This is a genomic window from Algorimicrobium bowmanii (genome assembly GCF_054031195.1).
Genome location: NZ_CM132929.1, coordinates 1,553,998 through 1,576,670, shown reverse-complemented (window position 1 = coordinate 1,576,670; position 22,673 = coordinate 1,553,998). Strand labels below are relative to the sequence as shown.

Genomic DNA, 22,673 nt, shown 5'->3' with positions numbered 1-22,673 from the left:
CTAGGATACATTATTCTGAAAGTTGAGCAATACAATGATCTATTTCTCGAATTAATGCGTTTATTTTGAGTTTAGTTTCTCTTTTATTTTCGTCACTGCCAAGCATGGAATTGGCTATTTTAAGCGCTTCGTATTTTTCTTCCCAATCTGTTATTTCTAATTTTTGGGATTGAAGCATATGTTGAGTAGATTGTAATTCCTGCTGTAATTTTGAATTCGCCTGTTTCAAAAGCTGTTGTTGCTTTAAAACACGGTTAATTTTATTTTCTAAAGCAATTACAGTGTCTTCAATTTTACTCATCTATCATGTCCATACTTATCTCACAAAGTTAACATTACTTCAATTAATTAACAATAGTTTTTTAATAAAATTAAATAATTTGTTTTTAGGCTCTAAATCAACATTATGGCAATGCTTAGAGTTTTACTTGCCCAATTTGAATCAAATTAATATTTTAGCATTAACATCTAATTTATGCATAAACTTCTATTTTTTTCGTTATTTCTAACGTGTTTTTGTCAAGCACAAAGCCCCTATCCACAGGATTATTTTAGACATCCTTTAGATGTAGCTATTATACCGTCTGGTACTTTTGGTGAGTTACGTTCTAATCATTTTCACTCTGGTCTAGATATTAAAACGCAACAACGTGAAGGACTAAAAGTTTTTGCAACTGCCGATGGTTATGTTAGTCGTATAAAATTTGCACACTTTGGATATGGCAAAGCAGTCTATATAACCCACCCTAATGGCTACACAACGGTCTATGCTCACTTGCAGCAATTAGCTCCTGAATTAGAAGCCTACATAAAAAAACTACAATACGAGCAGGAAACCTATGAGATTGAGGTATTTCCTACACCAGACGAATTACCTGTTCTTAAAAGCGATTTTATTGCCCTAAGTGGAAATACCGGTGGTTCTGGCGGTCCGCATTTACATTTTGAAATTCGCGATAATGAAGAACGTCCTTTAAACCCCCTACTCTTTGGTATTGATGTTGAAGATCATACACGACCTATTATTACTGAACTTTACGCCTATACTTTTTCGGATGACGCTCATATAAATACCACAAAAGGCAAACAAAAATTACGTCTTATAAAAACTCAAAATGGCGATTATACAGTTGAAACCATAAAAGCTTACGGCAAAATTGGTTTTGCTATAGAGGCCAATGACAGACAAGATTTGGCTTCCAATAAAAATGGCGTTGAAAATATTCAAACATACTATAATGGCAATCAGAAATTTGAAATAGATTTTAAACGGTTTGCTTTTGATGAAACACGGCTGCTTAATCGCTATATTGATTACGCACATTATACCGATAAAAAAGAACGCCTTCAAAAACTATATGTTGAAAGTGGCAACAATTTAAGTATGCTTAAAAATATTGATGATTTTGGCTATATTCATGTTTTAGACAGTACGGCATCTGTATACAAGGTCCGCGTTAAGGATTTTCACGATAATGATGTGTGGCTAACTATTGACATTCAAGGTGAAAAATCACCTGATTTAAAGCCTGAAAAAATTCAAGAAACACCGTATTATATTTACGCCCATAGAACTAATGAGTTAGTAAATAAAGGGATAACAGTTAATTTCCCCAAAGATGCCTTTTTTGATGATTTTTACATGAATTTCAAGGTAAACAACGATACGCTTACAATTCATGATAATAGTATACCACTTCGCGAAAACTTTTCAATAAGCTACGATATTAGTCATTACAAACCCGAAGATGCTAATAAATTATACATTGCACGACTTGCAGGCTGGAAAAACCAATACACCATATATTCTAAGACATACCGCAAGGATAATATACTAACTACCTATACTAAAACGTTAGGAACATATGCCTTAACAACAGATGTTGAACCACCAAAAATTCAACCTATTAACTTTTCAAACGGTAAATGGCTAAGTAAATACCGGTACTTAAAAGTTAGAATTGAGGATACAGGTTCCGGAATTTCAAAATACCGAGCAACTATAAATGGTAAGTGGATTTTAATGGAATATGATTATAAAACAAAATTGCTAACCTATAAGTTTGAGGATAACATTTCAACAGAAACTAAAAATAATTTAAAAGTAATTGTTACAGATAATGTTGGAAATAATTCTACTTTTGAAACAACTTTTTACCGAAAATAAAACGAACGAACTTGACCTATAAGAAAATTTCCGCTTTTACCATTTTTTTGCTACTCGTATGCGTTACTAGTTTAGCTCAAACTGGCACTCTAAAAGGTGTTATTTTAGATGGTACCAACACGCCTATTTCCGATGTAAATATTAGTACTGATTCAGGTGGAGCAACATCAAATGAAAATGGTTATTACAGCATTAAGATTCCTGCCAATCAAGATGTCCAAGTTATATTTACACATATTGCTTATAAATCTATCACGGCAACATTTAACCTAAAAATTGGTGAAGAAGTAGAATTTCATCCCGTTATGGATACTGCTATCGAGCAAATGGCTACCGTTGTTATTTCAGGTAAAACAAGAAAAGATGTAGAAGGTATTGTAACTTTAGAACCAGAAACCATTAGAAACATCCCTGGCGCTAATTCTGGTGTCGAAAACTTATTAAAAACACTTCCTGGCGTTAGTAGTAATAATGAATTGAGTACCCAATATGCTGTTCGAGGTGGAAATTTTGACGAAAATTTGGTTTACGTAAATGGTATTGAAGTATACAGACCATTTTTAATTCGTTCAGGGCAACAAGAAGGCTTAAGTTTTGTAAACACAGATATGGTGCAAAATGTAGATTTCTCTGCAGGTGGGTTTCAAGCCAAATATGGCGATAAATTATCTTCTGTATTAGATATTACTTATCGTAAACCATATAAATTTGGTGTTTCTGCCGATTTAAGCTTACTTGGCGCTAGTGTTTCTGCCGAAGGAACCAGTAAAGATTCCAAATTTACAGGAATTGTTGGTATGCGCTACCGCGATAATAGTCTACTTGTAAACGCTAAAGAAACCGAGACTAATTACGATCCTAAATTTGCTGACATTCAAACCTATTTAACCTATCAAGTATCTGATAAATTCCAATTGAGTTTTTTAGGAAACGCCTCTATTAACAAATATAATTACGAACCAGAGACTCGTCAAACAAATTTTGGTACACTACAAAATCCGTTGGCATTATTAGTGTTTTATGAAGGTCAAGAACAAGATAAATATGAAACCTATTTTGGCGCATTAAAGGGAAGTTATGCCGTAAATGACAACTTAACTTTAAATTTGATTGCTTCTACATATCATACTATTGAAGAAGAGTATTTTGATATCTTGGCGCAGTACCGTTTAGGTGAAGTTAATACCAATATTGGAGATGAAAACGTAGGTGATGTTGAGTTTAGTGAAGGCATAGGTGGCCAATTAAACCATGGTAGAAATGATTTAGATGCTCTTATCACCACTGTAGAACACCAAGGGAGTTACAAAAAAGATGCTAACGATTTTGAATGGTCTGTAAAATATACCAACGAAGATATTCGTGATAGACTAGTAGAATGGGAAGTAATTGATTCTGCCGGATTTACCATTAACCCTCCAAGCGCAGACGCTTTTAACAACCAACCATATACACCTTACGAAGGACCTTTAGAGCCATACCAAAACGTTCGTGCAAAAAACGAAACACAAATAAACCGCCTTCAAGCATACCTACAATGGAGTCGCCGAATGGAAATTGGTGATAGCGAAGCTTGGTTAAATATTGGAGGTCGTATTCATAACTGGACTGTAAGTGGTGATGGTATTGAAAGTAACACCCAAACAGTAATTAGTCCACGTGCCCAATTTGCAATTAAACCCAATTGGAATAAAGATATGTTATTTCGTCTTGGTACCGGTATTTACTACCAACCGCCGTTTTACAGAGAACTACGGGACTCATCTGGAACAGTAAACCCTAATGTAAAGGCTCAAAAGTCTATTCATGTTATAGTTGGTAACGATTATAGTTTTAAAATGTGGAATCGTCCATTTAAACTAACAACTGAAGCTTACTATAAAAAAATAACCGATGTAAACCCTTACACATTGGAAAACGTTCGTATTCGTTACCGTGCTACCAATAACGCAGAAGCTTACGCTTACGGATTGGACATGCGCTTGAATGGGGAATTTGTTCCGGGCACCGAATCTTGGTTTAGTTTTGGTTACTTAAAAACTGAAGAAAATATTGACAACCGTGGTTATATTGCACGCCCTACTGATCAGCGATTAAAATTTGCTGCTTTATTTCAGGATTACGTACCTAACTTACCAAAAATGAAAATGTATTTGAACTTAGTATATAATACTGGTTTACCTGGTGGTTCACCTAGTTACGCAGATCCTTATGACTATCAAAGTCGTTTACCTGATTACAAACGTGCCGATGTAGGCTTCCAGTATGTAATTGTAGATATGAAAGATGACTATCAAACAGGATGGCGCAAACCTTTTAAATACTTATCATTAGGAATAGAGATTTTTAATGTATTTGATGTTCAAAACTCCATTACTAATACATGGGTTAGAGATGTATATAGCAAACGTCAGTACGCTATACCTAACTATTTAACGCCTCGTGTTTTTAATGTTAAAACAAGTATGCGCTTTTAATTCACCATAAATTTTAACAAACTTTTGATTTTTACCATACAAGTTTGTTATACTTTTGTGTTATGAAACCGAAATTTCAATTTCATATAGCCTTTTCACTCCTCTTAGTTTATCTAGTAAACTTTGGGGTAACGGCTAATCATGACTTTTCGGAATTGGTTTCTGAGAGCAAACTTAAAGAACAGGCAAAACATAAAAATTCTAAAGGAGACTCCTCTAGTTATTTTGCCTATCAAGATTTTGAAATTTTTGGACATACTCCCACAGATTTTGAAACACCTAATGTACAACCTGTAGTATTAGGATCCACAAACGGTGTGCAATTTTTAAGCATATCACAAAAATCTAAAGATACAGCGTATTTTAAAACAGGTAAGCTACTTATACCTAGCTTGAATGCTCAAACCTGTATTTTTCCTTTCCACGATTTTACTTAAAATTCATTTTTTTTTAAATTTTTGTTAAGCTGATTCTAATCAGCTCATTTCACTGTGCTTTTAAATAAGCCAAATTACTCATATTCAAAAAAACATAAAAAATCATGGATTTAAATACTATAATAATAGGAATCGTTATAATAACACTTGTAACAGTACCACTTGTGTACATTCAAATGTCACAAAAAAAGAAAAAAAAGAAAGCTAAAAATGAATTTCTTTCAAGAGCAAAAACCGAAAATGTTCACGTCTCAGAAATAGATTTTTGGGGAACTTATTATGCCTTAGCTATAGATGAAACCACAAGCCAACTGGTTTATTCTAAGAAAACAGATTCTGATTCCAAATGGCTTACCGCAAACTTAAATGAGGTTACAGACTGCTATATTCATAAAACGGAACATTCTCTTAAAAACAAAGGATCTAATAAAACAGAAATAGACCGTTTAGATTTAGTTTTACGTACAAAAGGAAAATCGGATTATGTATTGGAGTTTTATAATGTAGATATCAACATTGAAATGGCAGGAGAAACACTTTTACTTGAAAAGTGGCGCCAGATAATAAAAAAACACTTGAATACTACTAAAGCTGCTGCTTAAACAAAAAAGTCCCTTTCATATAAAAATGAAAGGGACTTTTTTTTATGTTGTTACGAAATCTGATAAAACAGAAACAACGTAATCAATTTCTTCTTTTGTATTAAAAATACTGAATGAAAAACGAATGGAAGGTTTCTTTAAATCCGTTTCGCACAAAATTTCTGACAGTACATGCGATTCTTTAGTGCTACCACTTTGGCAAGCACTTCCTTTTGAACAAGCTATACCCTTTAAATCTAATTGAAATAACAAAACCATTGTTTTTTCGGGAGGAATAGGTAAACAGACATTAACTAATGTGTAAGTGCTATTTTCTAAAGACCCCGATAAACCGTTAAATTGAACCTCTGGAAGTTCTTTAGTTATTTCGGAAATAAAATACTGCTTTAAATCCTCAACATATGCACGTTCAGCATCTAGATTATTGTAGGCCATTGTAAATGCCTTTTCCATCCCTACAATATTATGCACAGCCTCTGTACCTGCTCGAATACCGCGTTCCTGTTCACCACCAAAAATTAAAGAGCGTAACCCCGAGTTTTTTCTCACATAGGCAAAACCAACACCTTTTGGTCCATGAAATTTATGAGCGCTAACAGCTAGAAAATCAACTTTAACATCTTGAAGATTTAAATGATAATGCCCTACTGACTGCACCGCATCACAATGGAAAAGTGCTGTATTTTCTTGACATAAATCTGCAACACGTTTAATATCTAAAATAGTCCCTATTTCATTATTAATATGCATTAAACTCACTAGTGTTTTCGGCCCTGCTTCTAGTAAGGTTTGTAAATGCGAATAATTAATTTGCCCTGTAGAACCTAACTCCACATAATTTACCGTTATCTGTTTGTCTTTTTCAAGCTGTTCAATTGTATGCAGAACGGCATGATGTTCTATTTTAGACGTTATAATTCGTTGAACACCCAAATCGCGAACAGCAGATTGTAAAGCTAAATTATCAGCTTCCGTACCACCTGCGGTGAAAATTATTTCACCCGGACTAACCTGTAGTTCATTAGCTATTGTTTTACGTGCTTTTTCTAGCAAAACCTTTGAAGATCTACCATAACTATGGGAAGACGATGGGTTACCATACTCTTGCTTCATTACAGTTGTCATTACATCAATAACTTCCTCTCTAACTTGTGTTGTTGCTGCATTATCAAAATACACTGATTTCATAATCCTATTATCGCTTTAAATCTAGACCACAAAATTACGTGAAATAAAATTATTTGATTGGTATGACGTTGTATATTTACAATTGTTTATTTTTGTTGAAAATATGCCTTACATGCGAAAATTACTATTACTATTAGTTACTTTTTCAATGCTATTATCCTGTGATGATGGTGATGTTATAAATGTTGATTTCGATTTTGGAGATACCTACTCTGCTTGTGGAGAATTGGTTTTTTATCAAATTAAAGAAAATCCACACGAATCGCTTTCACTAAAAATTACAAGTCCTTCTTGGACTTTAGAAGATTTAATAGCTGTAGATAGTATTACTGGAGAGTTATTAGTTGATGATGTTGTTGAAATTTCAATTGATAATGCTTCAAATTTTTTCAACTATCGTTCTTATAATAGTGATCCTACAAACTTATTCTGTAATGATGTACCCCCTTCTGATATTCAAATAAATGAAGATTTAGCGAGTATTTCTGGAACTGCATATGTAACGGTTTTGTTAACTGAAGATGATTTAGACGGTATTCCTGCAGAACTTGAAGATGAAAACCTAGATGACGATTTTAATCCTGCTACCAATCCTACCGATACCGATGATGACGGAATCCCTGACTATTTAGATGTTGATGACGATGGTGATAATGTTTTAACAACCGTAGAACTAGCCGACCCTAATGAGGATGGAGATAACGATCCGTTAACAAACCCTTTGGATACAGATGGTGATGGAATTCCAAATTATTTGGATACCGATGACGACCAGGATGGTATACCAACTATTGAAGAAGAAAACAATACACAAGACCAGAACCCTGCTAATGATTATACAGATAGCAGTATTCCAGACTATTTAAATCCTGTATACACATTTTCAATTCCAGCAACAGCTTACAGAACACATACAATTAATCAAGAATTTACAGTTACAACTCGTGTAGAAAACATACAGTTTCCAACTATTAAACAAGATTTATTTAATCTAGGATCTTTATCAGATTCAAGGTTAGATAGCACCCGATTAATAACACCTGAATTATAGGTTAATTAGGAGTTACATTCTGATAAATATAAACTTCGGTTGCACCTACACCATATTTTTTAAAATCGGCATCGTAATATTTAACGTTATTATAACGTCCAAAAAGATATTCTAATTCTGTTTTTAGAACACCTTCACCTACCCCGTGTATAAAAACTAATTTTTGAATACGTTTACGTATAGCAAAGTCTAATTGACGTCTAGCTGTATCTAATTGTAAAGTTAGCATATCATGACTTCCCATATGTTTGGAATTTTTTGTTAAATGATGAATATGCAAATCAACCTCCATAGTGGGTTGATATTTATCTTTAGACTTTCTGCTTATCGTCTTTCTGCGTGTTACTTGTTCCTTTTCCTTAATACTAGCTTGAGCTGCGCTAAAATCGATTTTTAAAGGTTTGGTAAGTACTAGTTCGTGAGATTCAAAATCTAATTCAAAACCATCTAATGTTTCGATAGTAATTAATACTCCCGATATTTTGGTAACAACACCTGATAAATCATCATCTAACACAGCTACTTTATCTCCAACTTTAAACATCTTGTTCCTCTTTTTCTTTTGAGTCTTCGTCTTTATCAAACTTACTTGGTATTTTACTAGACAACCTATAAACACCATACATTAAAATAACAATCCCTAATATTAAAATTGCAACAGGTTGCTCCTCTTCTGCTTGTGCATAAATAGCTAAAATACTTCCTACTAGAATAAGGATATAACTAATACGTTGTTGATTTTTCATAAAAATAAGACTTGTTGAACAGGCTCCGAAATTACTAATATTAGTTGATTTACAATAATAATTATTTAAATACCACAAATTCTCATAAATTGTAAAACACTTTTTTAACTTTGAATAAATAAAACCCTACAAATAGATGCCTTTAAATGAAAGTTTTATGTTACCCTGTTTAAACAAACAAGTTTTAGGGTTTGACTGTATGGGCTGTGGCTTACAACGTTCGGCATTACTTATTTATCATGGAGAATTTTTAGCAGCATTTAAAATGTATCCTGCAATATTTCCACTAATAGCGCTTATAGCGGTTATTGTATTACAATTTTTTATTAAATTTAAACACAGTACACGTACTATCAACATACTAGCAATTACTACAATTACTGTAATAATTGTCAGTTTTATATTTAAACTAATTAACTAAATTAAACAATGGAAAAACAAAAACTCAATGCAACACTCGTTTATGTGTTAGCTATTTTAGGCCTTTTATGCTGCTGCTTTAGTGGTGCTGGATTAATTTTTGCGGGAATCGCATTCTATATAGCCCACAGTAAAATAAAGGCATCTCAATTAAATCCTGAAGAATATGATTTAAAGAGCGTTAACGCCATGAACACAGCTAAAACTATAGCTTTAGTTATCTTAGTTATCAACGTGTTGTGTTTATTTTATAGCGTTTACCAGATAATACAAATTGGTGGTTGGGATGCTTACATGAATCAAATTGAAGAGACGATAGAAATTTATCAAGAAAGTCAAGTTCAATAAGCTATAAATTATAAGCATAAAAAAAGCGACGAATTGTCGCTTTTTTTATGCTTTAAAACATCTATCTGAAAAGGTTTTAATCTTCAAATTGTTTTAATGTTTTTATAATTATAGATACACAATCCATTAACTGTTCTTCTGTCATTACTAATGGTGGTGCAAATCTAATAATATTTCCATGAGTTGGTTTAGCTAATAAGCCATTATCGCGTAAAGCTAAACACATGTTCCAAGCTGTATCACTATCCTCATCATCATTGATAACAATAGCATTCAGTAAACCTTTACCACGAACAAGACTCACAATACTACTTGTTTCAATGTATTTATTTAATTCACTTCTAAAAAGCTCTCCTAATTTTTTAGCATTGTCAGCAAGTTTTTCATCTCTAACAACTTCTAAAGCTGCCATAGCTACTGCAGCTGCAACAGGATTACCTCCAAAAGTACTACCGTGATTTCCTGGTTGAATTACTGCCATTACTGAATTATCAGCTAATACAGCAGAAACAGGATAAGCACCTCCAGAAAGCGCTTTACCTAAAATTAAAACATCTGGCTTAACGTTCTCGTGATCTACAGCTAATATTTCACCCGTTCTTGCAATACCTGTTTGAACTTCATCAGCAATAAATAATACATTATAAGCTTCACAAAGTGCTTTTGCTTTTGCTAAATAACCTTCACTAGGTACGTAAACACCAGCTTCTCCTTGAATAGGTTCTGCTAAAAATCCAGCTATATTTTCATTTGTTTTTAAAGCATTTTCAAGTGCTTCTAAATTATCATATTCAATTTTAATAAAACCATCAGTATATGGACCGAAATTTTTACGTGCTACAGAATCATTAGAAAATGAAATAATAGTCGTTGTTCTACCATGGAAATTATTTTCACATACAATTATTTCAGCTTCATTTTCATTAATTCCTTTTACTTCGTATGCCCATTTTCTACAAATTTTTAGAGCTGTTTCTACAGCTTCAGCACCTGTATTCATTGGTAATAATTTATCAAAGCCAAAAAAGTCGCAAGCAAATTTTTCATATTTCCCTAGCATATCGTTATAAAATGCACGAGAAGTTAAAGTAAGTGTTTGCGCTTGCTCTGTCATAGCCGCTACAATTTTAGGATGGCAGTGTCCTTGGTTTACGGCAGAATATGCTGATAAAAAATCGTAATATTGTTTGCCTTCAACATCCCAAACATGTACACCTTCACCTTTAGCTAATACTACTGGTAGCGGGTGGTAATTATGAGCGCCATATTTGTTTTCTAAATCTATCGCTTCTTGCGATGTAATTTGGTCTAAAATAGCCATTTTAATAAATTTTAATTAGTGTGTAAAATAACCATTCCTACTGTACCTTTATCCTTCCGAAGTGTCGAAAATTCAGCGTGGGAGAGAAATCATCCCTAGGGCTTGCAAATTACTAAATATATGCTGTTTCTTAAAATATTTACCACATGTTTTTTGCTACGAAAAAAGGAACTACTTTTGCATCATGGCAAGACGAAAAAAAAGAAAACAAGTATTCACCAATGTCGAGGTTGTTGACGCTGGTGCTAAAGGTAAAGTTGTAGGTAAAGCTGAAGATGGTAAAGTTATTTTTATGACTAATGCCGTTCCTGGTGATGTAGTTGATGTTCAGACTTTTAAAAAGCGTAAAGCATATTACGAAGGAAAAGCTACCGTTTTTCATACACTCTCAGAAAAACGCACCGAACCCGAATGTCAGCATTTTGGTGTATGTGGTGGGTGTAAATGGCAAAATATGGGCTACGAGCACCAATTGTATTATAAGCAAAAAGAAGTTACCAATAATCTTACTAGAATTGGACATATTGAATTACCGGAAGTTACACCTATATTAGGATGTGAAGAACCTTACTTTTATAGAAATAAAATGGAATTCTCTTTTAGTGATAGCCGATGGTTAACCCTAGAGGAAATTCAATCAGATGAGGATTTAGGCGATAGAAATGCGCTTGGTTTTCATATACCTGGAATGTGGGACAAAATACTTGACATAAAAAAATGTCACCTACAAGCCGACCCTTCAAATGCCATAAGAAACGCCGTTAAAGAGTTTGCTATTGCAAATAACCTTGAGTTTTTTAACACAAGAAACCAACATGGTTTATTACGAACGTTAATGATTAGAACATCTTCTACTGGTGATATCATGGTCATGATTCAATTCTTTAAAGACGATCAGGCTAAACGCGAACTACTACTTGATTATTTATCGGAAACTTATCCTGAAATAACATCCTTACAGTATGTTATAAATGGCAAAGCAAACGACACCATTTATGATCAAGACGTTATTTGCTATAAAGGTCAGGATCATATATTTGAAGAAATGGAAGGCTTGAAATTTAAGATTAACGCAAAATCATTCTATCAAACAAATTCTAGTCAAGCTTACGAACTTTATAAAATAACGAGAGATTTTGCAGGTCTATCAGGTAACGAATTAGTGTATGATTTATATACCGGAACCGGAACTATTGCTCAGTTTGTTGCAAAAAAAGCTAAAAAAGTAGTTGGTGTAGAAGCTGTTCCTGATGCTATTCTAGCCGCCAAAGCCAATGCACAATTTAATGGTATTGAAAACGTTGACTTTTATGTTGGCGATATGAAGAATGTATTTAATCAAGACTTTATAAATACCCACGGTCACCCAGATGTAATTATTACAGATCCTCCGCGAGATGGTATGCATAAAGATGTTGTACAACAAATTTTAAATATTGCTCCTAAGAAAATTGTTTATGTAAGTTGTAATAGTGCTACTCAAGCCCGTGATTTACAACTTATGGATGCCCAATATAAAGTTATACGTACTCAAGCAGTTGATATGTTTCCACAAACACACCATGTGGAAAATGTTGTACTTTTGGAAAGAAGATAAAACCTATGAAGATATTTAAAGGCCTATTTTTTTTAGTTTTTTGCTTAGTATTTAGTTGTGAGCGCGATGATATCTGTACTACAGATACAGCTACTACCCCACGGTTAACTATATCATTTTTTGATGCCGTAAATCCGGAACAACAAAACCCTAAAAATGTTTTTAATTTTCGTGTACAAGGTATTGGTAATGATGAAACTGTTTCCGATTTAGATGGTTTCAGTAATAGCGACATTATATTACTACCCCTAAAAACTACAGAAAACTCAACTCAATATAGTCTGTATAACGACTATGAATACGATGACAACGATACACCCGACGATGTAACTGATGATTTTATTACAGGTAATGAGGATATTATTACTATTTCATATGTAACAGAGGAAGTTTATGTTTCAAGAGCTTGTGGTTTTAAAACTATTTTTAAAAATGTAACCCTAACTGTCGAAGATGACGGTGATAATTGGATTGTAATCGTACAGTCTGTAAATGATAATCAAATAATTGAAGATGAAAGCACAACAAACTTTAACATCTACCATTAGCACTTTATTGGTGTGCTTGCTGTTTTGTTCTGTATCATTTGCACAGAACGATAGTATTCCTGAAGCTAACACAGAAGACGGACCTAAAAAAACTGAAAAATATGGGTTACGTGTTGGTGGCGATGTGAGTAAACTTATTCGTTCTTTTTTAGACGACGACTTCAAAGGTTTTGAAATTATGGGTGATTTTCGCATCACCGAGAAATGGTATATAGCAGGTGAATTTGGAATAGAAGAAAAAACAACAGAAACCGATTATATTAACTCAACAGCCTCTGGAACATACATAAAAGTTGGTGCAGACTATAATGCTTACGAAAATTGGCTTGGTATGTCCAACCTTATATATGGTGGTTTTAGGGTAGCTGGAAGTAACTTTAGTCAAGAAAGAAACAGTTTTGGTGTATATTCAACTAACCAGTATTGGTCACCACAATTCACATCTGATGAGCCTCAAAAATATAGCAATTTAAATGCTATATGGGCCGAAGTTATAACAGGCTTAAAAGTTGAAGTTTTACCTAATTTATACCTAGGGGCGAATGTGCAGTTTAAATACCTAATAACACAAAAAGAACCGGATAATTTTGAAAACATTTCCATACCTGGTTACAATAAAACTTATGATAGTGGCAGCTTTGGTTTTGGATACGGATACAATATTTCTTATTTAATCCCTATTTTCAAAAAAGCCAGATAATTAGATAACCTTTATTTAAAACAAAAATTGGTATGTTTTTTATAACATACCAATTTTTATAGTTTTAGAGTGTTTTTAATTATTAAACTTAGCTTTTTTACTTCCTTCATACATCACATACTTAACGAAACGCGATTCTAATTTAGCATTCATTAAATGTATTCTACGCGATGGTCTTAAACCCACATGCTTTAAAGCATCTAAGTTGGAGGTAATAAACCAAGCATCTGTTCCTGGATAATTCTGTTTAAGTGTATCACCTATAGCTGAATAAAATTTTTCCATATCAATATCTAATCGTTCACCATACGGTGGATTAAATAACATATGAAGTTTAGCGTCACCTGCTTTCTGTGTTTTAAAGAAATCTTCGTGCTTAATTGTAATAAACTCGTCTAGATGCGCATTCTTTACATTGTCTTTAGCTTTTGCTACGGCACTTGGCGATTTGTCATAGCCCATAATTTTATGGTGAAAATCACGTGTTTTCTTCAATAAGGATTCTTCAATTTTTTCAAATAAATCTACATCCCAATCATTCCATCTTTCAAATGCAAACTCTTTACGCATTAAATTGGGTGGAATATTACAAGCTATCATAGCTGCTTCTGCTAAGATTGTTCCACTTCCACACATGGGATCCATAAAATCCGATTGACCATCCCAACCTGAAAGCATGACTAATCCTGCTGCCAATACTTCATTAATAGGTGCTATATTGGTAGCCGACTTATACCCTCTTTTATGTAATGATTCCCCAGAAGAATCTAGTGATATGGTACATTTATTTCTATCGATATGTACATTTACTTTTAGATCCGGAAAACGTAAATCAATATTTGGTCGCTCTTTAGTTGTATCACGAAACTTATCAACTATGGCATCTTTTGTTTTTAAGGCTATGTATTGCGAATGGGTAAACTGTTTTGAGTGCACAGTTGCATCAATAGCTAGCGTTCCCGTAGGCTTCATATAATTACTCCAGTCCATTTTATAAACCTGGTCATATAAATCTTTTTCATTATTTATATGAAAACTATGTATGGGTTTTAATATTTTAATAGCTGTACGTAAGCCTAAGTTTGCCTTATACATAAACCCCTTATCACCAACAAAACTAACGTTTCTAACCCCCTTCTGAATGTTAGCTGCGCCAAGTTGTAGCAATTCTTTTTCTAATATTTCTTCAAAGCCAAATAAGGTTTTGGCTACCATTTTAAAATTATTCTCCATTACATACTTTAAATAGAACACAAAAATACAGTATTTTTGTGGCAAGACAACAGACTTTACTAATAAAGACAAATAGTGAACTGTTTATAAATTTTTAAATGACACATTCCGATATCGGGAACATATATATGGAAAACTCAGCACAATGGTTTACTTCTTGGTTTGATACACCTTATTATCACATACTTTATAAGGATAGAGATAATAGTGAAGCCCAACTATTTATGGATACACTTACCCATTATTTAAATTTACCTGAAGATGGTGAAATTTTAGATCTTGCCTGCGGAAAAGGTCGACATGCTATTTATTTAAACACTTTAGGCTATCAGGTAACAGGGGCCGATTTATCGGAAAGTAGTATTGCTCATGCTAAACAATTTGAGAACGATACTTTACATTTTAAAGTGCATGATATGTGTGAGCCCTTTGGTAAGCAATTTGATGCTGTTTTTAATTTATTTACCAGTTTTGGGTACTTTGAAAATGAATCGGATAATTTAAAAACCATTCAAGCTATTCAAGCTAACCTGAATGAAACAGGCTTTGGTGTTATCGATTTTATGAACACCGAATACGTTATCAATAATTTAGTGCCAGAGGAAACTAAAACTGTTGAAGGCATTGAATTTCATTTAAAACGTTATGTAGAAGACGGACATATTATAAAAGATATTCAGTTTGAAGACAACGGAAAAAAACACCAGTATCAAGAACGCGTTCGTGCATTTACACTAGAAGAATTTCAAGATTTATTTGAACAGGCCGGTGTGTATTTACTCGATATTTTTGGAGATTATAAACTACAGAAATTTCAAAAAAACACCTCAGAGCGTTTAATTATGATTTTTAAATAATGATGCACTATTTATTACCCATACTAGCAGTTATTATTGGGGGCGCTTTAGTGATGATCACTCGAGAAAAAACGCATTTTAATTTTAAGCTACTATTAGCTTTTAGTGGTGCGTTCTTATTAGCCTTAACACTCTTTGAACTGTTACCAGAAGTTTACGACCATTTAAATCCGAAACAAACAGGTTTGTTTATCATGCTTGGAATTCTAATTCAAATTATATTAGAATTCTTTTCAAAAGGCGCCGAACACGGACATGTACATGCACATGCTACCCAAGCAGATTTTCCATGGGCACTTTTTATTAGTTTAAGTTTGCATAGCTTTCTAGAAGGCTTTCCTATACACCAACATAACGATATGGTTTATGGTGTATTAATTCATAAAATACCCATTGCTACCGTTATAACTAGTTTTCTTATTCATTCCAAAGCTAGTAAATTACAAGTTATTAGCTTTTTAATGATTTTTGCGGCAATGACACCTATTGGTACGTACATCTCAAATCATATGGATATTTCTGAAACGTATATTAGCGGTATTAATGCTATAGTAATTGGTATATTTTTACACATATCTACCACTATTTTATTTGAAAGTAGTGAAGGTCACAAATTTAATCTCACAAAGCTTGTAGCCATTGTATTAGGCGTAGCTACAGCCTATTTGATTTAATAAATTATTATGTTTTCAAAAGAAGAATCAAGACAGTTAAGAGAAACATTTTGGATTAGTTTTGGAAAATCATTTCCAAGGAAATGGGTATTGTATGATACCAAAACCAAAGGGATGAGTTTTAAATTTTATTTTGACACTAAGCAGGCTTTTGTTACTTTAGATTTAGAAGACGATCTGGAAAACAGGATTAATATTTGGGAGAAACTAGAAGCTTTAAAGAGTATTTTATTAGATGATTACTTACCTAATGCTATTTTTGAAGAAACCTATTTTCTAGATAACGGTAAGGAAATTTCACGTGTTTATGTACCTTTTAAAAGTAAAGCATCAATACACAATAAAAATACTTGGCAGGAAGTTATGGTGTTTTTTAATGAAACGATGAGTCTTTTTGAAGCATTTTATGAAGATTACAGAGAGGTTATTAAAGCCAAATAATATCCTTTATCGGAGAAAAAACAATTAAAAAATGATAAAAAACCAGTGTTTATAAGCCTTTAGCTTAGCTCGTAATTATTTTTTCTAATCTTTCATTTTCAACATATTATGTCGTGATGTTTTCCTAAATTTGCAGCCTTAAAATTACAACGTTACAAATAATATTTCTACCACAATTAAAGTTAGATTAGATAATGGATAGTATTATCACTTTTTCAATAACCGTTTTTACAGGATTCTTTGCTATAATGAATCCTATTTCCAACTTACCTATATTTTTATCTTTGGTTGGTGGTGCTGATTCTGAAACAAAATTCAGAATTAATAAACGTGCTGTTTTGGTTGCATTTATCATTGTGAGCATTTTTGTTATTCTTGGAAAATTTATTTTCGAACTTTTTGGCATTACCATTCCTGCCTTTAAAATAACCGGTGGGATACTAATATTTTATGTAGGTTTTGATATGCTACAGTCCAAGAAATCTAACTTAAAACATTTAAAAAACACCCATATTGACGAAAACATAGCTATTTCACCATTAGCTATTCCTATCCTAGCAGGACCTGGTACAATAGTTACAGCTATGAACTTCGTCTCCGATGCCTCTTATATCAAAATAGTATTGGTTATTTTTATTTTTGCACTAATGTGCTTATTAACCTTTGTAACCTTCCGCTTAAGCGATTTTATTGTTCAAAAAATTGGATATAATGTGATTTCTGTTGTAGGAAAGATTATGGGTTTAATTATTGCCATTATTGGTACTAATATGATTATTGAAGGGATAAAAATAACCTTCAACCTACCTTAAAAACAACCTTATATAACATAACCATAAATCATTATAAAATGACAAATGGCACCGGCAAGAACAAATAAGTGCCAAATAACATGGTTATATTTTATTTTATCAATAGCATAAAAAAGTATGCCCGTTGTATATGCAGCACCACCAGCAAATAGCCAAAATAATCCCGATTCTCCTAAATGCTCCGCTAAGTAGTTAAAATCGAAAACTACTAACCATCCCATAACTAAGTACAGTAAAACAGAAAATAGCTCAAACCTACCTGTAAAAAACACTTTAAGAATCAAACCAAATGCGGCTATCCCCCAAACAACCCAGAATAACAACCAACCGCTACTAGCCTCTAGTGTTATAAGGGAAACAGGGGTATATGTCCCTGCAATAAGGAAATAAATACTTATATGATCTAAAATTCTAAAATAGCGTTTGGGTTTATCATTGGTCACATAATGATAAAAAGTAGATGCGCTAAACAGCAAAATAAAACTTAGTCCATAAATAACGATACTAAAAAAACTCCACGATGTTTTATCTGTATTTTCATGAATAAGAAGCATTAAAGCTATTATTCCAAAAACAGCACCTATTGCATGGGTTATACTGTTTAGTCGTTCTTCAAAGGGTGATTGTACTCGCATTTAAGGCATCATATTATTATCAAGCCATTTTTCATTTAATTCAAAAATATCAAATTCAAGTTTGGAATCTTGACGTTCTAAACGACCGCTTTGAAAGTTTCGTTCTAAAATATCTTCAATTATAAAATCTTCTTTCACCTCGTAAGGATCAAATTTTTCCTTTAAGGAGATATTAAAAAGTAACGCTGTATTATTAAACCAAAAGGCACGCCAACTATTTCTTAAATCAGATATTAGCTCGAAAGTAGTTGTTCCGGTTTGTCTGTGAATTAGTTTTACTAAAATTTGACCTTCAGTTTTGGTTAATTTTTTTAATTCGGCAGAAAACTCTTCCTCTATAAACTTTTGAATTAGTTTAGCATAGCGCCTTTTTTCTCGAGCAGTTTCTAAACTATTTAAGCGTTCATTTAATGCTTCTAAACGTTCAGCGGCTAGCTTTGCATACGGATATACTTTTATTGTTTTTCGTCTAAGAATCATATATTGCCTTCTATCGGCATCAGACTTAAATTTTAAACGGTGCAATAACAAAACTTCATTGAGGTTTATAGCACTTTTGGGTATAGAATCTCCCTCAATAATAATATAAAATACCTCAGTAGAATCCTGTTCTTTCTCCGCCACTTGGGCTAAAAGTAAAAAGGGAAAAAATAAAAATACGTAAGCTATTATTTTCATAGGTTATTAAGAATCCGAAACCATTCCAAAATTAATAATTTAAAAATCCTTTAACCTTAAAATAGTATTAATATTCTTATTTTAGTGCAAAAATTAATTCAGATGGCAAAAAAGAGTATACTTAATGAAAAGTCTATAGACTTTTTAGAAAAATATTTAAACAACGCTTCTCCTACTGGTTATGAATGGGAAGGACAAAAAATATGGATGGATTACCTAAAACCATATGTTGATGAGTTTATAACAGATACCTATGGTACTGCTGTAGGTGTTATTAATCCGGATGCTAAGTACAAGGTTGTTATAGAAGGGCATGCTGATGAAATTTCATGGTATGTTAATTATATTTCAGATAACGGCCTTATTTATGTGGTTCGCAACGGTGGTAGTGATCACCAAATTGCACCGAGTAAAGTGGTGAATATCCATACTAAAAACGGCATTGTTAAAGGTGTTTTTGGATGGCCAGCTATTCATACCAGAAACAAATCTAAAGAAGAAGCTCCAAAACCGAACAATATTTGTATTGATGTTGGTGCTAAAGATAAAGAAGGTGTTGAAAAAATGGGTGTTCATGTAGGATGTGTTATCACCTACCCTGATGAATTCCATATTCTTAATGGCGATAAATTTGTTTGTCGTGCATTAGACAACCGTATGGGTGGATTTATGATTGCTGAAGTAGCTCGTTTACTTAAAGAAAACAAAAACGATTTACCATTCGGACTTTATATAACCAATTCGGTTCAAGAAGAAATTGGTTTACGTGGTGCTGAAATGATAGCACAAACTATTAAGCCAAATGTTGCAATCGTTACCGATGTTACCCACGATACCACAACACCTATGATAGACCAAAAAGCACAAGGTTTTGTTGAACTAGGTAGCGGTCCTGTTGTAGCATACGCACCTGCTGTACAGCAAAAACTACGTGATTTAATAACTGATACTGCTGCTGAAAAAGAAATTCCTTTCCAACGCGCTGCATTATCAAGAGCTACTGGAACCGATACCGATGCTTTTGCTTATAGCAATGGTGGTGTAGCTTCCGCTTTAATTTCATTACCATTACGTTATATGCATACTACTGTAGAAATGGTTCATAGAGAAGACGTTGAGAATGTTATTAAAATGATATACGAAACACTTTTAAAAATTGAAGAAGGTGAAACATTTTCTTATTTTAAATAAGGTTATACTATAATCTAAAAAGGCTGCCATTAATGTTATGGCAGCCTTTTTTAGTTTAAAATTAAGACGTTGAATATCTTATTCTTTAGGACTTATTATAATTTTAGATGATTCCTCTATAATTTCCTTTTTATTGAGTAACATTTTACGGAATTCTCCTTTTATATACATCTCTGCCTGATCGGAATAATGCTTACTAAAAGGGTTTCCTGATTGACCTGTAGGTAAAATACTTAAACTATTTTCTACATCTGAAAAATCAATTATTCGCCTTGTTGATGGCCCTGCTTTTGATTCATATAAGCCCGAATCCGTATAATCAAACATTATATTATTAATTACTTCCTGATTTCCTTGCGCAGGAAAAGGTCCCACATTAAATAACGGCTTTAATGCTTCAACGGCACTTAGAGCATGGTTATGCTCTAAAGTATGTACTTTTTCCCATGTCCACATATCCACATCCACCCCTAGCTGAGTATTTAATGAAGCAACCGTTTCTTTAAAAGACTTGGTTAAAATATCTCTTTTTGTTTCAACATTATCAGTTGCTACATCATCCCACCAAACCGATTCATTATTTACAATTTGTTTTGCTATCGTTCGCTTTAATAAATGCGCTTTAATTATTTGATTGAATAAGGACTCGCCCAACTCATCTTTATACGTGTTTTCTAAATAACGATATATAAATTTAGTATAAATAGTAGGTGCTACTTCATCCGTATTACTGTAGCCAGTCCAACTAGTCAACGCGTTTAAAACCTGTAACTCTTGGTCATCCAAATCCGATTTTTCAATATAATTAGAAACGTGTTCAATAATCTCTAAAAACACAGGCGACTTTACATCGTTCATCATTACAGAAGTACTTTCAATATCCCAATCATTTTTTGGTTCTAATAATTCTTCTATTCGTTTTGCACGATTTTCGGGTAAATAATAGCCTGGATACAACATACCTGCAATAGAGTCTGGTTGATTATTTGCAGAATATACATAACCCCACTCCGGATTTTCAGCCATCGGATTATTTTTAAAATCTAAATATTCTATCGGATCGTCTGCGCCTGTTGCTCCATTTAAAATAAATTTTGGATTCACATGATTTTGATGTTTGTAGAGTGTACCTGTGGCCCACCAAGCAACATTCCCTTTTGCATCTCCATACATTATGTTTAAACCTGGTGCATGTATTAAAGAAGCGCCTTCTTTAGCTTGACTCATATCTTTGGCATGTGAAAGCTTGTAAAAAGCGTCGAAAAGTTTATTTTCAAATTGTGTATATACCCATTGAATAGCGACAGGGTTATTGGTGGCAATTTCTTTATGAATTCCTGTCATTATAGGACCATGATATGATTTTTTAACAACCAAATCAATTGGTTCTTTATCCTTTACAAGGATTGTTTTTGTTTTATAACTGTATTTTTTATAGCCATCAGCAGTTTTATAAAGTGTCGAATCTGTTGGGTGATTTTCTTCTTGATAAAAATCCAAATCATCATTCTCAAACATCGTTATTCCATAGGCATAATCTTTATTATGTCCTAAAACAGGAAACGGAATACCTGCTACAAAATAACCATATATTTCACGATTAGGAGTCTCTATATGTGCTTCATACCATACTGATGGTTGTGCATAAGCAATATGCGGATCGTTAGCTAAAATAACATGTCCAGATTTTGTTTTACTAGGAGAAATAACCCAACTATTACTACCAATAAATAAGGGTATCGGTAGTTTTTCAGTAACTGTATGAATGTTCTCTGCCATTGCATTAAGTATGGGCTCAGAAACTTCAACACTATTTTTTAATAACGTTGTATTTCCATTAGGGTTTACATCAAAATCAACTATGTAGGGTGCTCCTAATTTCTGCTTAATATGTGTAATTACAGGGTCTGTTTTTTGAGCCTGAGCAAAACTAAAAGCCATATAAGCCACTACATTGTATATATCCTTTAGCGTGAAATGAGACTTTTCAACACCGGCTAAAGTAAACTCAATTGGTGTTGGACCTTCATCTATAAACTGATTAACACCTTTTAAATAGGCTACAGCTTCTAAATAAGGAGCGCCTGTTTTATCAAGTTTTTCCAAAGCACGATCGGTTGCTTCATCTACTGATAACGTTTTAAAAAACTTATCTGTTTCAATAAGTTTTTCTCCTAAAATTTCAGACAAATTACCAGGAGCTATTCGTTTCATTAATTCCATTTGCCACAGACGTTCCTGAGCATGTAAATACCCCAAAGCTACTAATGCATCCGAATTGTTTTTAGCATAAATATGTGGTACGCCATAAGAATCTACATAGGCTTCAACACTATCGGAAACACCAGTTAACTCAAGTGTTCCTGAATAAGTAGGTTTTTGATATCTTGAATATACAAAACCACAAATCACTAGTGCTAAAATTAGAAAAACGACAACTTTAAAAATCTTTTTAATCATAAAACGGGATAAATTATAGGTAATTTGTAAATATACTACCTTTTGAGTTTATCTTCATTAAATTTGTTTCAGTTAGAAAAACCAATACCA

The 22,673-nt window shown here is 33.0% G+C and carries 24 protein-coding genes; 15 read left to right on the top strand and 9 right to left on the bottom strand.

Going from position 1 to position 22,673, the window contains the following annotated elements:
- Positions 1-10: 10 nt before the first annotated feature.
- Positions 11-301 carry a hypothetical protein gene (locus ACW5R3_RS06950; protein WP_456576283.1) on the bottom strand — a complete coding sequence of 97 codons (291 nt, stop codon included), beginning with the start codon at positions 299-301 and terminating at the stop codon, positions 11-13.
- Between the two features lie 174 nt (positions 302-475).
- Here ACW5R3_RS06950 and ACW5R3_RS06945 point away from each other — a divergent pair, with 174 nt between their 5' ends.
- The 4 genes from ACW5R3_RS06945 (at position 476) to ACW5R3_RS06930 (ending at position 5,683) form a co-directional block, all read left to right on the top strand.
- A complete protein-coding gene (locus tag ACW5R3_RS06945; protein WP_456576282.1) occupies positions 476-2,167 on the top strand; it encodes a M23 family metallopeptidase in 1,692 nt (563 codons plus the stop codon).
- Positions 2,168-2,178: 11 nt separating this feature from the next.
- Positions 2,179-4,644 (top strand): TonB-dependent receptor, encoded by a 2,466-nt coding sequence (locus ACW5R3_RS06940; RefSeq protein ID WP_456576281.1) that lies wholly within the window; start codon positions 2,179-2,181, stop codon positions 4,642-4,644.
- Between the two features lie 62 nt (positions 4,645-4,706).
- Entirely contained in the window at positions 4,707-5,081 is a 375-nt protein-coding gene (locus ACW5R3_RS06935; protein WP_456576280.1) for a hypothetical protein, read from the top strand.
- Between the two features lie 104 nt (positions 5,082-5,185).
- Positions 5,186-5,683 (top strand): hypothetical protein, encoded by a 498-nt coding sequence (locus ACW5R3_RS06930; RefSeq protein WP_456576279.1) that lies wholly within the window; start codon positions 5,186-5,188, stop codon positions 5,681-5,683.
- Positions 5,684-5,725: 42 nt separating this feature from the next.
- Here the strand turns inward: ACW5R3_RS06930 and ACW5R3_RS06925 are convergent, their stop codons facing one another.
- Positions 5,726-6,871 (bottom strand): cysteine desulfurase family protein, encoded by a 1,146-nt coding sequence (locus ACW5R3_RS06925; RefSeq protein ID WP_456576278.1) that lies wholly within the window; start codon positions 6,869-6,871, stop codon positions 5,726-5,728.
- Positions 6,872-6,983: 112 nt separating this feature from the next.
- Between ACW5R3_RS06925 and ACW5R3_RS06920 the strand changes: the two genes are divergently transcribed.
- Positions 6,984-7,922: a hypothetical protein gene (locus tag ACW5R3_RS06920; protein WP_456576277.1), complete on the top strand. Its 939-nt coding sequence runs from the start codon at positions 6,984-6,986 to the stop codon at positions 7,920-7,922.
- Between the two features lies 1 nt (position 7,923).
- On the opposite strand, the gene ACW5R3_RS06915 is transcribed toward ACW5R3_RS06920, so the two are convergent.
- Together ACW5R3_RS06915 and ACW5R3_RS06910 are read right to left on the bottom strand one after the other, a co-directional pair.
- The gene (locus ACW5R3_RS06915) at positions 7,924-8,466 is read right to left on the bottom strand and encodes a Smr/MutS family protein (RefSeq protein WP_456576276.1); all 543 of its coding nucleotides are present in this window, start codon (positions 8,464-8,466) and stop codon (positions 7,924-7,926) included.
- On the bottom strand, positions 8,459-8,668 hold the full coding sequence (locus ACW5R3_RS06910) for a hypothetical protein (RefSeq protein WP_456576275.1): 210 nt from the start codon (positions 8,666-8,668) through the stop codon (positions 8,459-8,461). The genes ACW5R3_RS06915 and ACW5R3_RS06910 overlap by 8 nt, the downstream gene beginning before the upstream one ends.
- Before the next feature lie 157 nt (positions 8,669-8,825).
- Here ACW5R3_RS06910 and ACW5R3_RS06905 point away from each other — a divergent pair, with 157 nt between their 5' ends.
- Together ACW5R3_RS06905 and ACW5R3_RS06900 are read left to right on the top strand one after the other, a co-directional pair.
- Positions 8,826-9,089, top strand: a complete 264-nt coding sequence (locus ACW5R3_RS06905; RefSeq protein ID WP_456576274.1) for a DUF2752 domain-containing protein — start codon at positions 8,826-8,828, stop codon at positions 9,087-9,089.
- 8 nt (positions 9,090-9,097) lie between these two features.
- Positions 9,098-9,436: a CCC motif membrane protein gene (locus ACW5R3_RS06900; protein WP_456576273.1), complete on the top strand. Its 339-nt coding sequence runs from the start codon at positions 9,098-9,100 to the stop codon at positions 9,434-9,436.
- A gap of 76 nt (positions 9,437-9,512) precedes the next feature.
- On the opposite strand, the gene rocD is transcribed toward ACW5R3_RS06900, so the two are convergent.
- Positions 9,513-10,757: an ornithine--oxo-acid transaminase gene (gene rocD / locus ACW5R3_RS06895; RefSeq protein WP_456576272.1), complete on the bottom strand. Its 1,245-nt coding sequence runs from the start codon at positions 10,755-10,757 to the stop codon at positions 9,513-9,515.
- Positions 10,758-10,941: 184 nt separating this feature from the next.
- Here rocD and rlmD point away from each other — a divergent pair, with 184 nt between their 5' ends.
- Genes rlmD through ACW5R3_RS06880 form a run of 3 tightly spaced genes read left to right on the top strand, consistent with a single transcriptional unit; the run spans position 10,942 to position 13,602 of the window.
- Entirely contained in the window at positions 10,942-12,354 is a 1,413-nt protein-coding gene (gene rlmD, locus ACW5R3_RS06890) for a 23S rRNA (uracil(1939)-C(5))-methyltransferase RlmD (RefSeq protein ID WP_456576271.1), read from the top strand.
- A gap of 5 nt (positions 12,355-12,359) precedes the next feature.
- Positions 12,360-12,902 (top strand): DUF6452 family protein, encoded by a 543-nt coding sequence (locus ACW5R3_RS06885; protein ID WP_456576270.1) that lies wholly within the window; start codon positions 12,360-12,362, stop codon positions 12,900-12,902.
- Positions 12,868-13,602, top strand: a complete 735-nt coding sequence (locus ACW5R3_RS06880; RefSeq protein WP_456576269.1) for a DUF6048 family protein — start codon at positions 12,868-12,870, stop codon at positions 13,600-13,602. The genes ACW5R3_RS06885 and ACW5R3_RS06880 overlap by 35 nt, the downstream gene beginning before the upstream one ends.
- Positions 13,603-13,677: 75 nt before the next feature.
- On the opposite strand, the gene ACW5R3_RS06875 is transcribed toward ACW5R3_RS06880, so the two are convergent.
- Entirely contained in the window at positions 13,678-14,835 is a 1,158-nt protein-coding gene (locus tag ACW5R3_RS06875; RefSeq protein WP_456576268.1) for a THUMP domain-containing class I SAM-dependent RNA methyltransferase, read from the bottom strand.
- A 98-nt stretch (positions 14,836-14,933) separates the two neighbouring features.
- Between ACW5R3_RS06875 and ACW5R3_RS06870 the strand changes: the two genes are divergently transcribed.
- From ACW5R3_RS06870 to ACW5R3_RS06855, 4 genes are all read left to right on the top strand, one after another.
- Positions 14,934-15,692: a class I SAM-dependent methyltransferase gene (locus tag ACW5R3_RS06870; RefSeq protein WP_456576267.1), complete on the top strand. Its 759-nt coding sequence runs from the start codon at positions 14,934-14,936 to the stop codon at positions 15,690-15,692.
- Entirely contained in the window at positions 15,692-16,366 is a 675-nt protein-coding gene (locus ACW5R3_RS06865; RefSeq protein WP_456576266.1) for a ZIP family metal transporter, read from the top strand. The genes ACW5R3_RS06870 and ACW5R3_RS06865 overlap by 1 nt, the downstream gene beginning before the upstream one ends.
- A gap of 9 nt (positions 16,367-16,375) precedes the next feature.
- A complete protein-coding gene (locus ACW5R3_RS06860; RefSeq protein WP_456576265.1) occupies positions 16,376-16,807 on the top strand; it encodes a DUF4268 domain-containing protein in 432 nt (143 codons plus the stop codon).
- A gap of 194 nt (positions 16,808-17,001) precedes the next feature.
- Complete coding sequence (locus tag ACW5R3_RS06855) at positions 17,002-17,619, top strand: MarC family protein (protein ID WP_456576264.1); 618 nt, start codon at positions 17,002-17,004, stop codon at positions 17,617-17,619.
- Positions 17,620-17,627: 8 nt separating this feature from the next.
- Here the strand turns inward: ACW5R3_RS06855 and trhA are convergent, their stop codons facing one another.
- On the bottom strand, positions 17,628-18,254 hold the full coding sequence (trhA, locus tag ACW5R3_RS06850) for a PAQR family membrane homeostasis protein TrhA (protein ID WP_456576263.1): 627 nt from the start codon (positions 18,252-18,254) through the stop codon (positions 17,628-17,630).
- A complete protein-coding gene (locus ACW5R3_RS06845; RefSeq protein WP_456576262.1) occupies positions 18,255-18,932 on the bottom strand; it encodes a DUF4294 domain-containing protein in 678 nt (225 codons plus the stop codon).
- 102 nt (positions 18,933-19,034) lie between these two features.
- Here ACW5R3_RS06845 and ACW5R3_RS06840 point away from each other — a divergent pair, with 102 nt between their 5' ends.
- Positions 19,035-20,123, top strand: a complete 1,089-nt coding sequence (locus ACW5R3_RS06840; RefSeq protein ID WP_456576261.1) for a M42 family metallopeptidase — start codon at positions 19,035-19,037, stop codon at positions 20,121-20,123.
- Between the two features lie 78 nt (positions 20,124-20,201).
- Here ACW5R3_RS06840 and ACW5R3_RS06835 read toward each other — a convergent pair whose 3' ends face one another.
- The gene (locus ACW5R3_RS06835) at positions 20,202-22,583 is read right to left on the bottom strand and encodes a penicillin acylase family protein (RefSeq protein ID WP_456576260.1); all 2,382 of its coding nucleotides are present in this window, start codon (positions 22,581-22,583) and stop codon (positions 20,202-20,204) included.
- Positions 22,584-22,673: the final 90 nt, after the last annotated feature.

Excerpts from the sequence above, each read along its gene's own strand:
- ACW5R3_RS06950 (WP_456576283.1), bottom strand. The coding sequence starts at position 301 with ATGAGTAAAATTGAAGACACTGTAATTGCTTTAGAAAATAAAATTAAC.
- ACW5R3_RS06945 (WP_456576282.1), top strand. The coding sequence starts at position 476 with ATGCATAAACTTCTATTTTTTTCGTTATTTCTAACGTGTTTTTGTCAA.
- ACW5R3_RS06935 (WP_456576280.1), top strand. The coding sequence starts at position 4,707 with ATGAAACCGAAATTTCAATTTCATATAGCCTTTTCACTCCTCTTAGTT.
- ACW5R3_RS06930 (WP_456576279.1), top strand. The coding sequence starts at position 5,186 with ATGGATTTAAATACTATAATAATAGGAATCGTTATAATAACACTTGTA.
- ACW5R3_RS06925 (WP_456576278.1), bottom strand. The coding sequence starts at position 6,871 with ATGAAATCAGTGTATTTTGATAATGCAGCAACAACACAAGTTAGAGAG.
- ACW5R3_RS06920 (WP_456576277.1), top strand. The coding sequence starts at position 6,984 with ATGCGAAAATTACTATTACTATTAGTTACTTTTTCAATGCTATTATCC.
- ACW5R3_RS06915 (WP_456576276.1), bottom strand. The coding sequence starts at position 8,466 with ATGTTTAAAGTTGGAGATAAAGTAGCTGTGTTAGATGATGATTTATCA.
- ACW5R3_RS06910 (WP_456576275.1), bottom strand. The coding sequence starts at position 8,668 with ATGAAAAATCAACAACGTATTAGTTATATCCTTATTCTAGTAGGAAGT.
- ACW5R3_RS06905 (WP_456576274.1), top strand. The coding sequence starts at position 8,826 with ATGTTACCCTGTTTAAACAAACAAGTTTTAGGGTTTGACTGTATGGGC.
- ACW5R3_RS06900 (WP_456576273.1), top strand. The coding sequence starts at position 9,098 with ATGGAAAAACAAAAACTCAATGCAACACTCGTTTATGTGTTAGCTATT.
- rocD (WP_456576272.1), bottom strand. The coding sequence starts at position 10,757 with ATGGCTATTTTAGACCAAATTACATCGCAAGAAGCGATAGATTTAGAA.
- rlmD (WP_456576271.1), top strand. The coding sequence starts at position 10,942 with ATGGCAAGACGAAAAAAAAGAAAACAAGTATTCACCAATGTCGAGGTT.
- ACW5R3_RS06885 (WP_456576270.1), top strand. The coding sequence starts at position 12,360 with ATGAAGATATTTAAAGGCCTATTTTTTTTAGTTTTTTGCTTAGTATTT.
- ACW5R3_RS06880 (WP_456576269.1), top strand. The coding sequence starts at position 12,868 with ATGAAAGCACAACAAACTTTAACATCTACCATTAGCACTTTATTGGTG.
- ACW5R3_RS06875 (WP_456576268.1), bottom strand. The coding sequence starts at position 14,835 with ATGGAGAATAATTTTAAAATGGTAGCCAAAACCTTATTTGGCTTTGAA.
- ACW5R3_RS06870 (WP_456576267.1), top strand. The coding sequence starts at position 14,934 with ATGACACATTCCGATATCGGGAACATATATATGGAAAACTCAGCACAA.
- ACW5R3_RS06865 (WP_456576266.1), top strand. The coding sequence starts at position 15,692 with ATGATGCACTATTTATTACCCATACTAGCAGTTATTATTGGGGGCGCT.
- ACW5R3_RS06860 (WP_456576265.1), top strand. The coding sequence starts at position 16,376 with ATGTTTTCAAAAGAAGAATCAAGACAGTTAAGAGAAACATTTTGGATT.
- ACW5R3_RS06855 (WP_456576264.1), top strand. The coding sequence starts at position 17,002 with ATGGATAGTATTATCACTTTTTCAATAACCGTTTTTACAGGATTCTTT.
- trhA (WP_456576263.1), bottom strand. The coding sequence starts at position 18,254 with ATGCGAGTACAATCACCCTTTGAAGAACGACTAAACAGTATAACCCAT.
- ACW5R3_RS06845 (WP_456576262.1), bottom strand. The coding sequence starts at position 18,932 with ATGAAAATAATAGCTTACGTATTTTTATTTTTTCCCTTTTTACTTTTA.
- ACW5R3_RS06840 (WP_456576261.1), top strand. The coding sequence starts at position 19,035 with ATGGCAAAAAAGAGTATACTTAATGAAAAGTCTATAGACTTTTTAGAA.
- ACW5R3_RS06835 (WP_456576260.1), bottom strand. The coding sequence starts at position 22,583 with ATGATTAAAAAGATTTTTAAAGTTGTCGTTTTTCTAATTTTAGCACTA.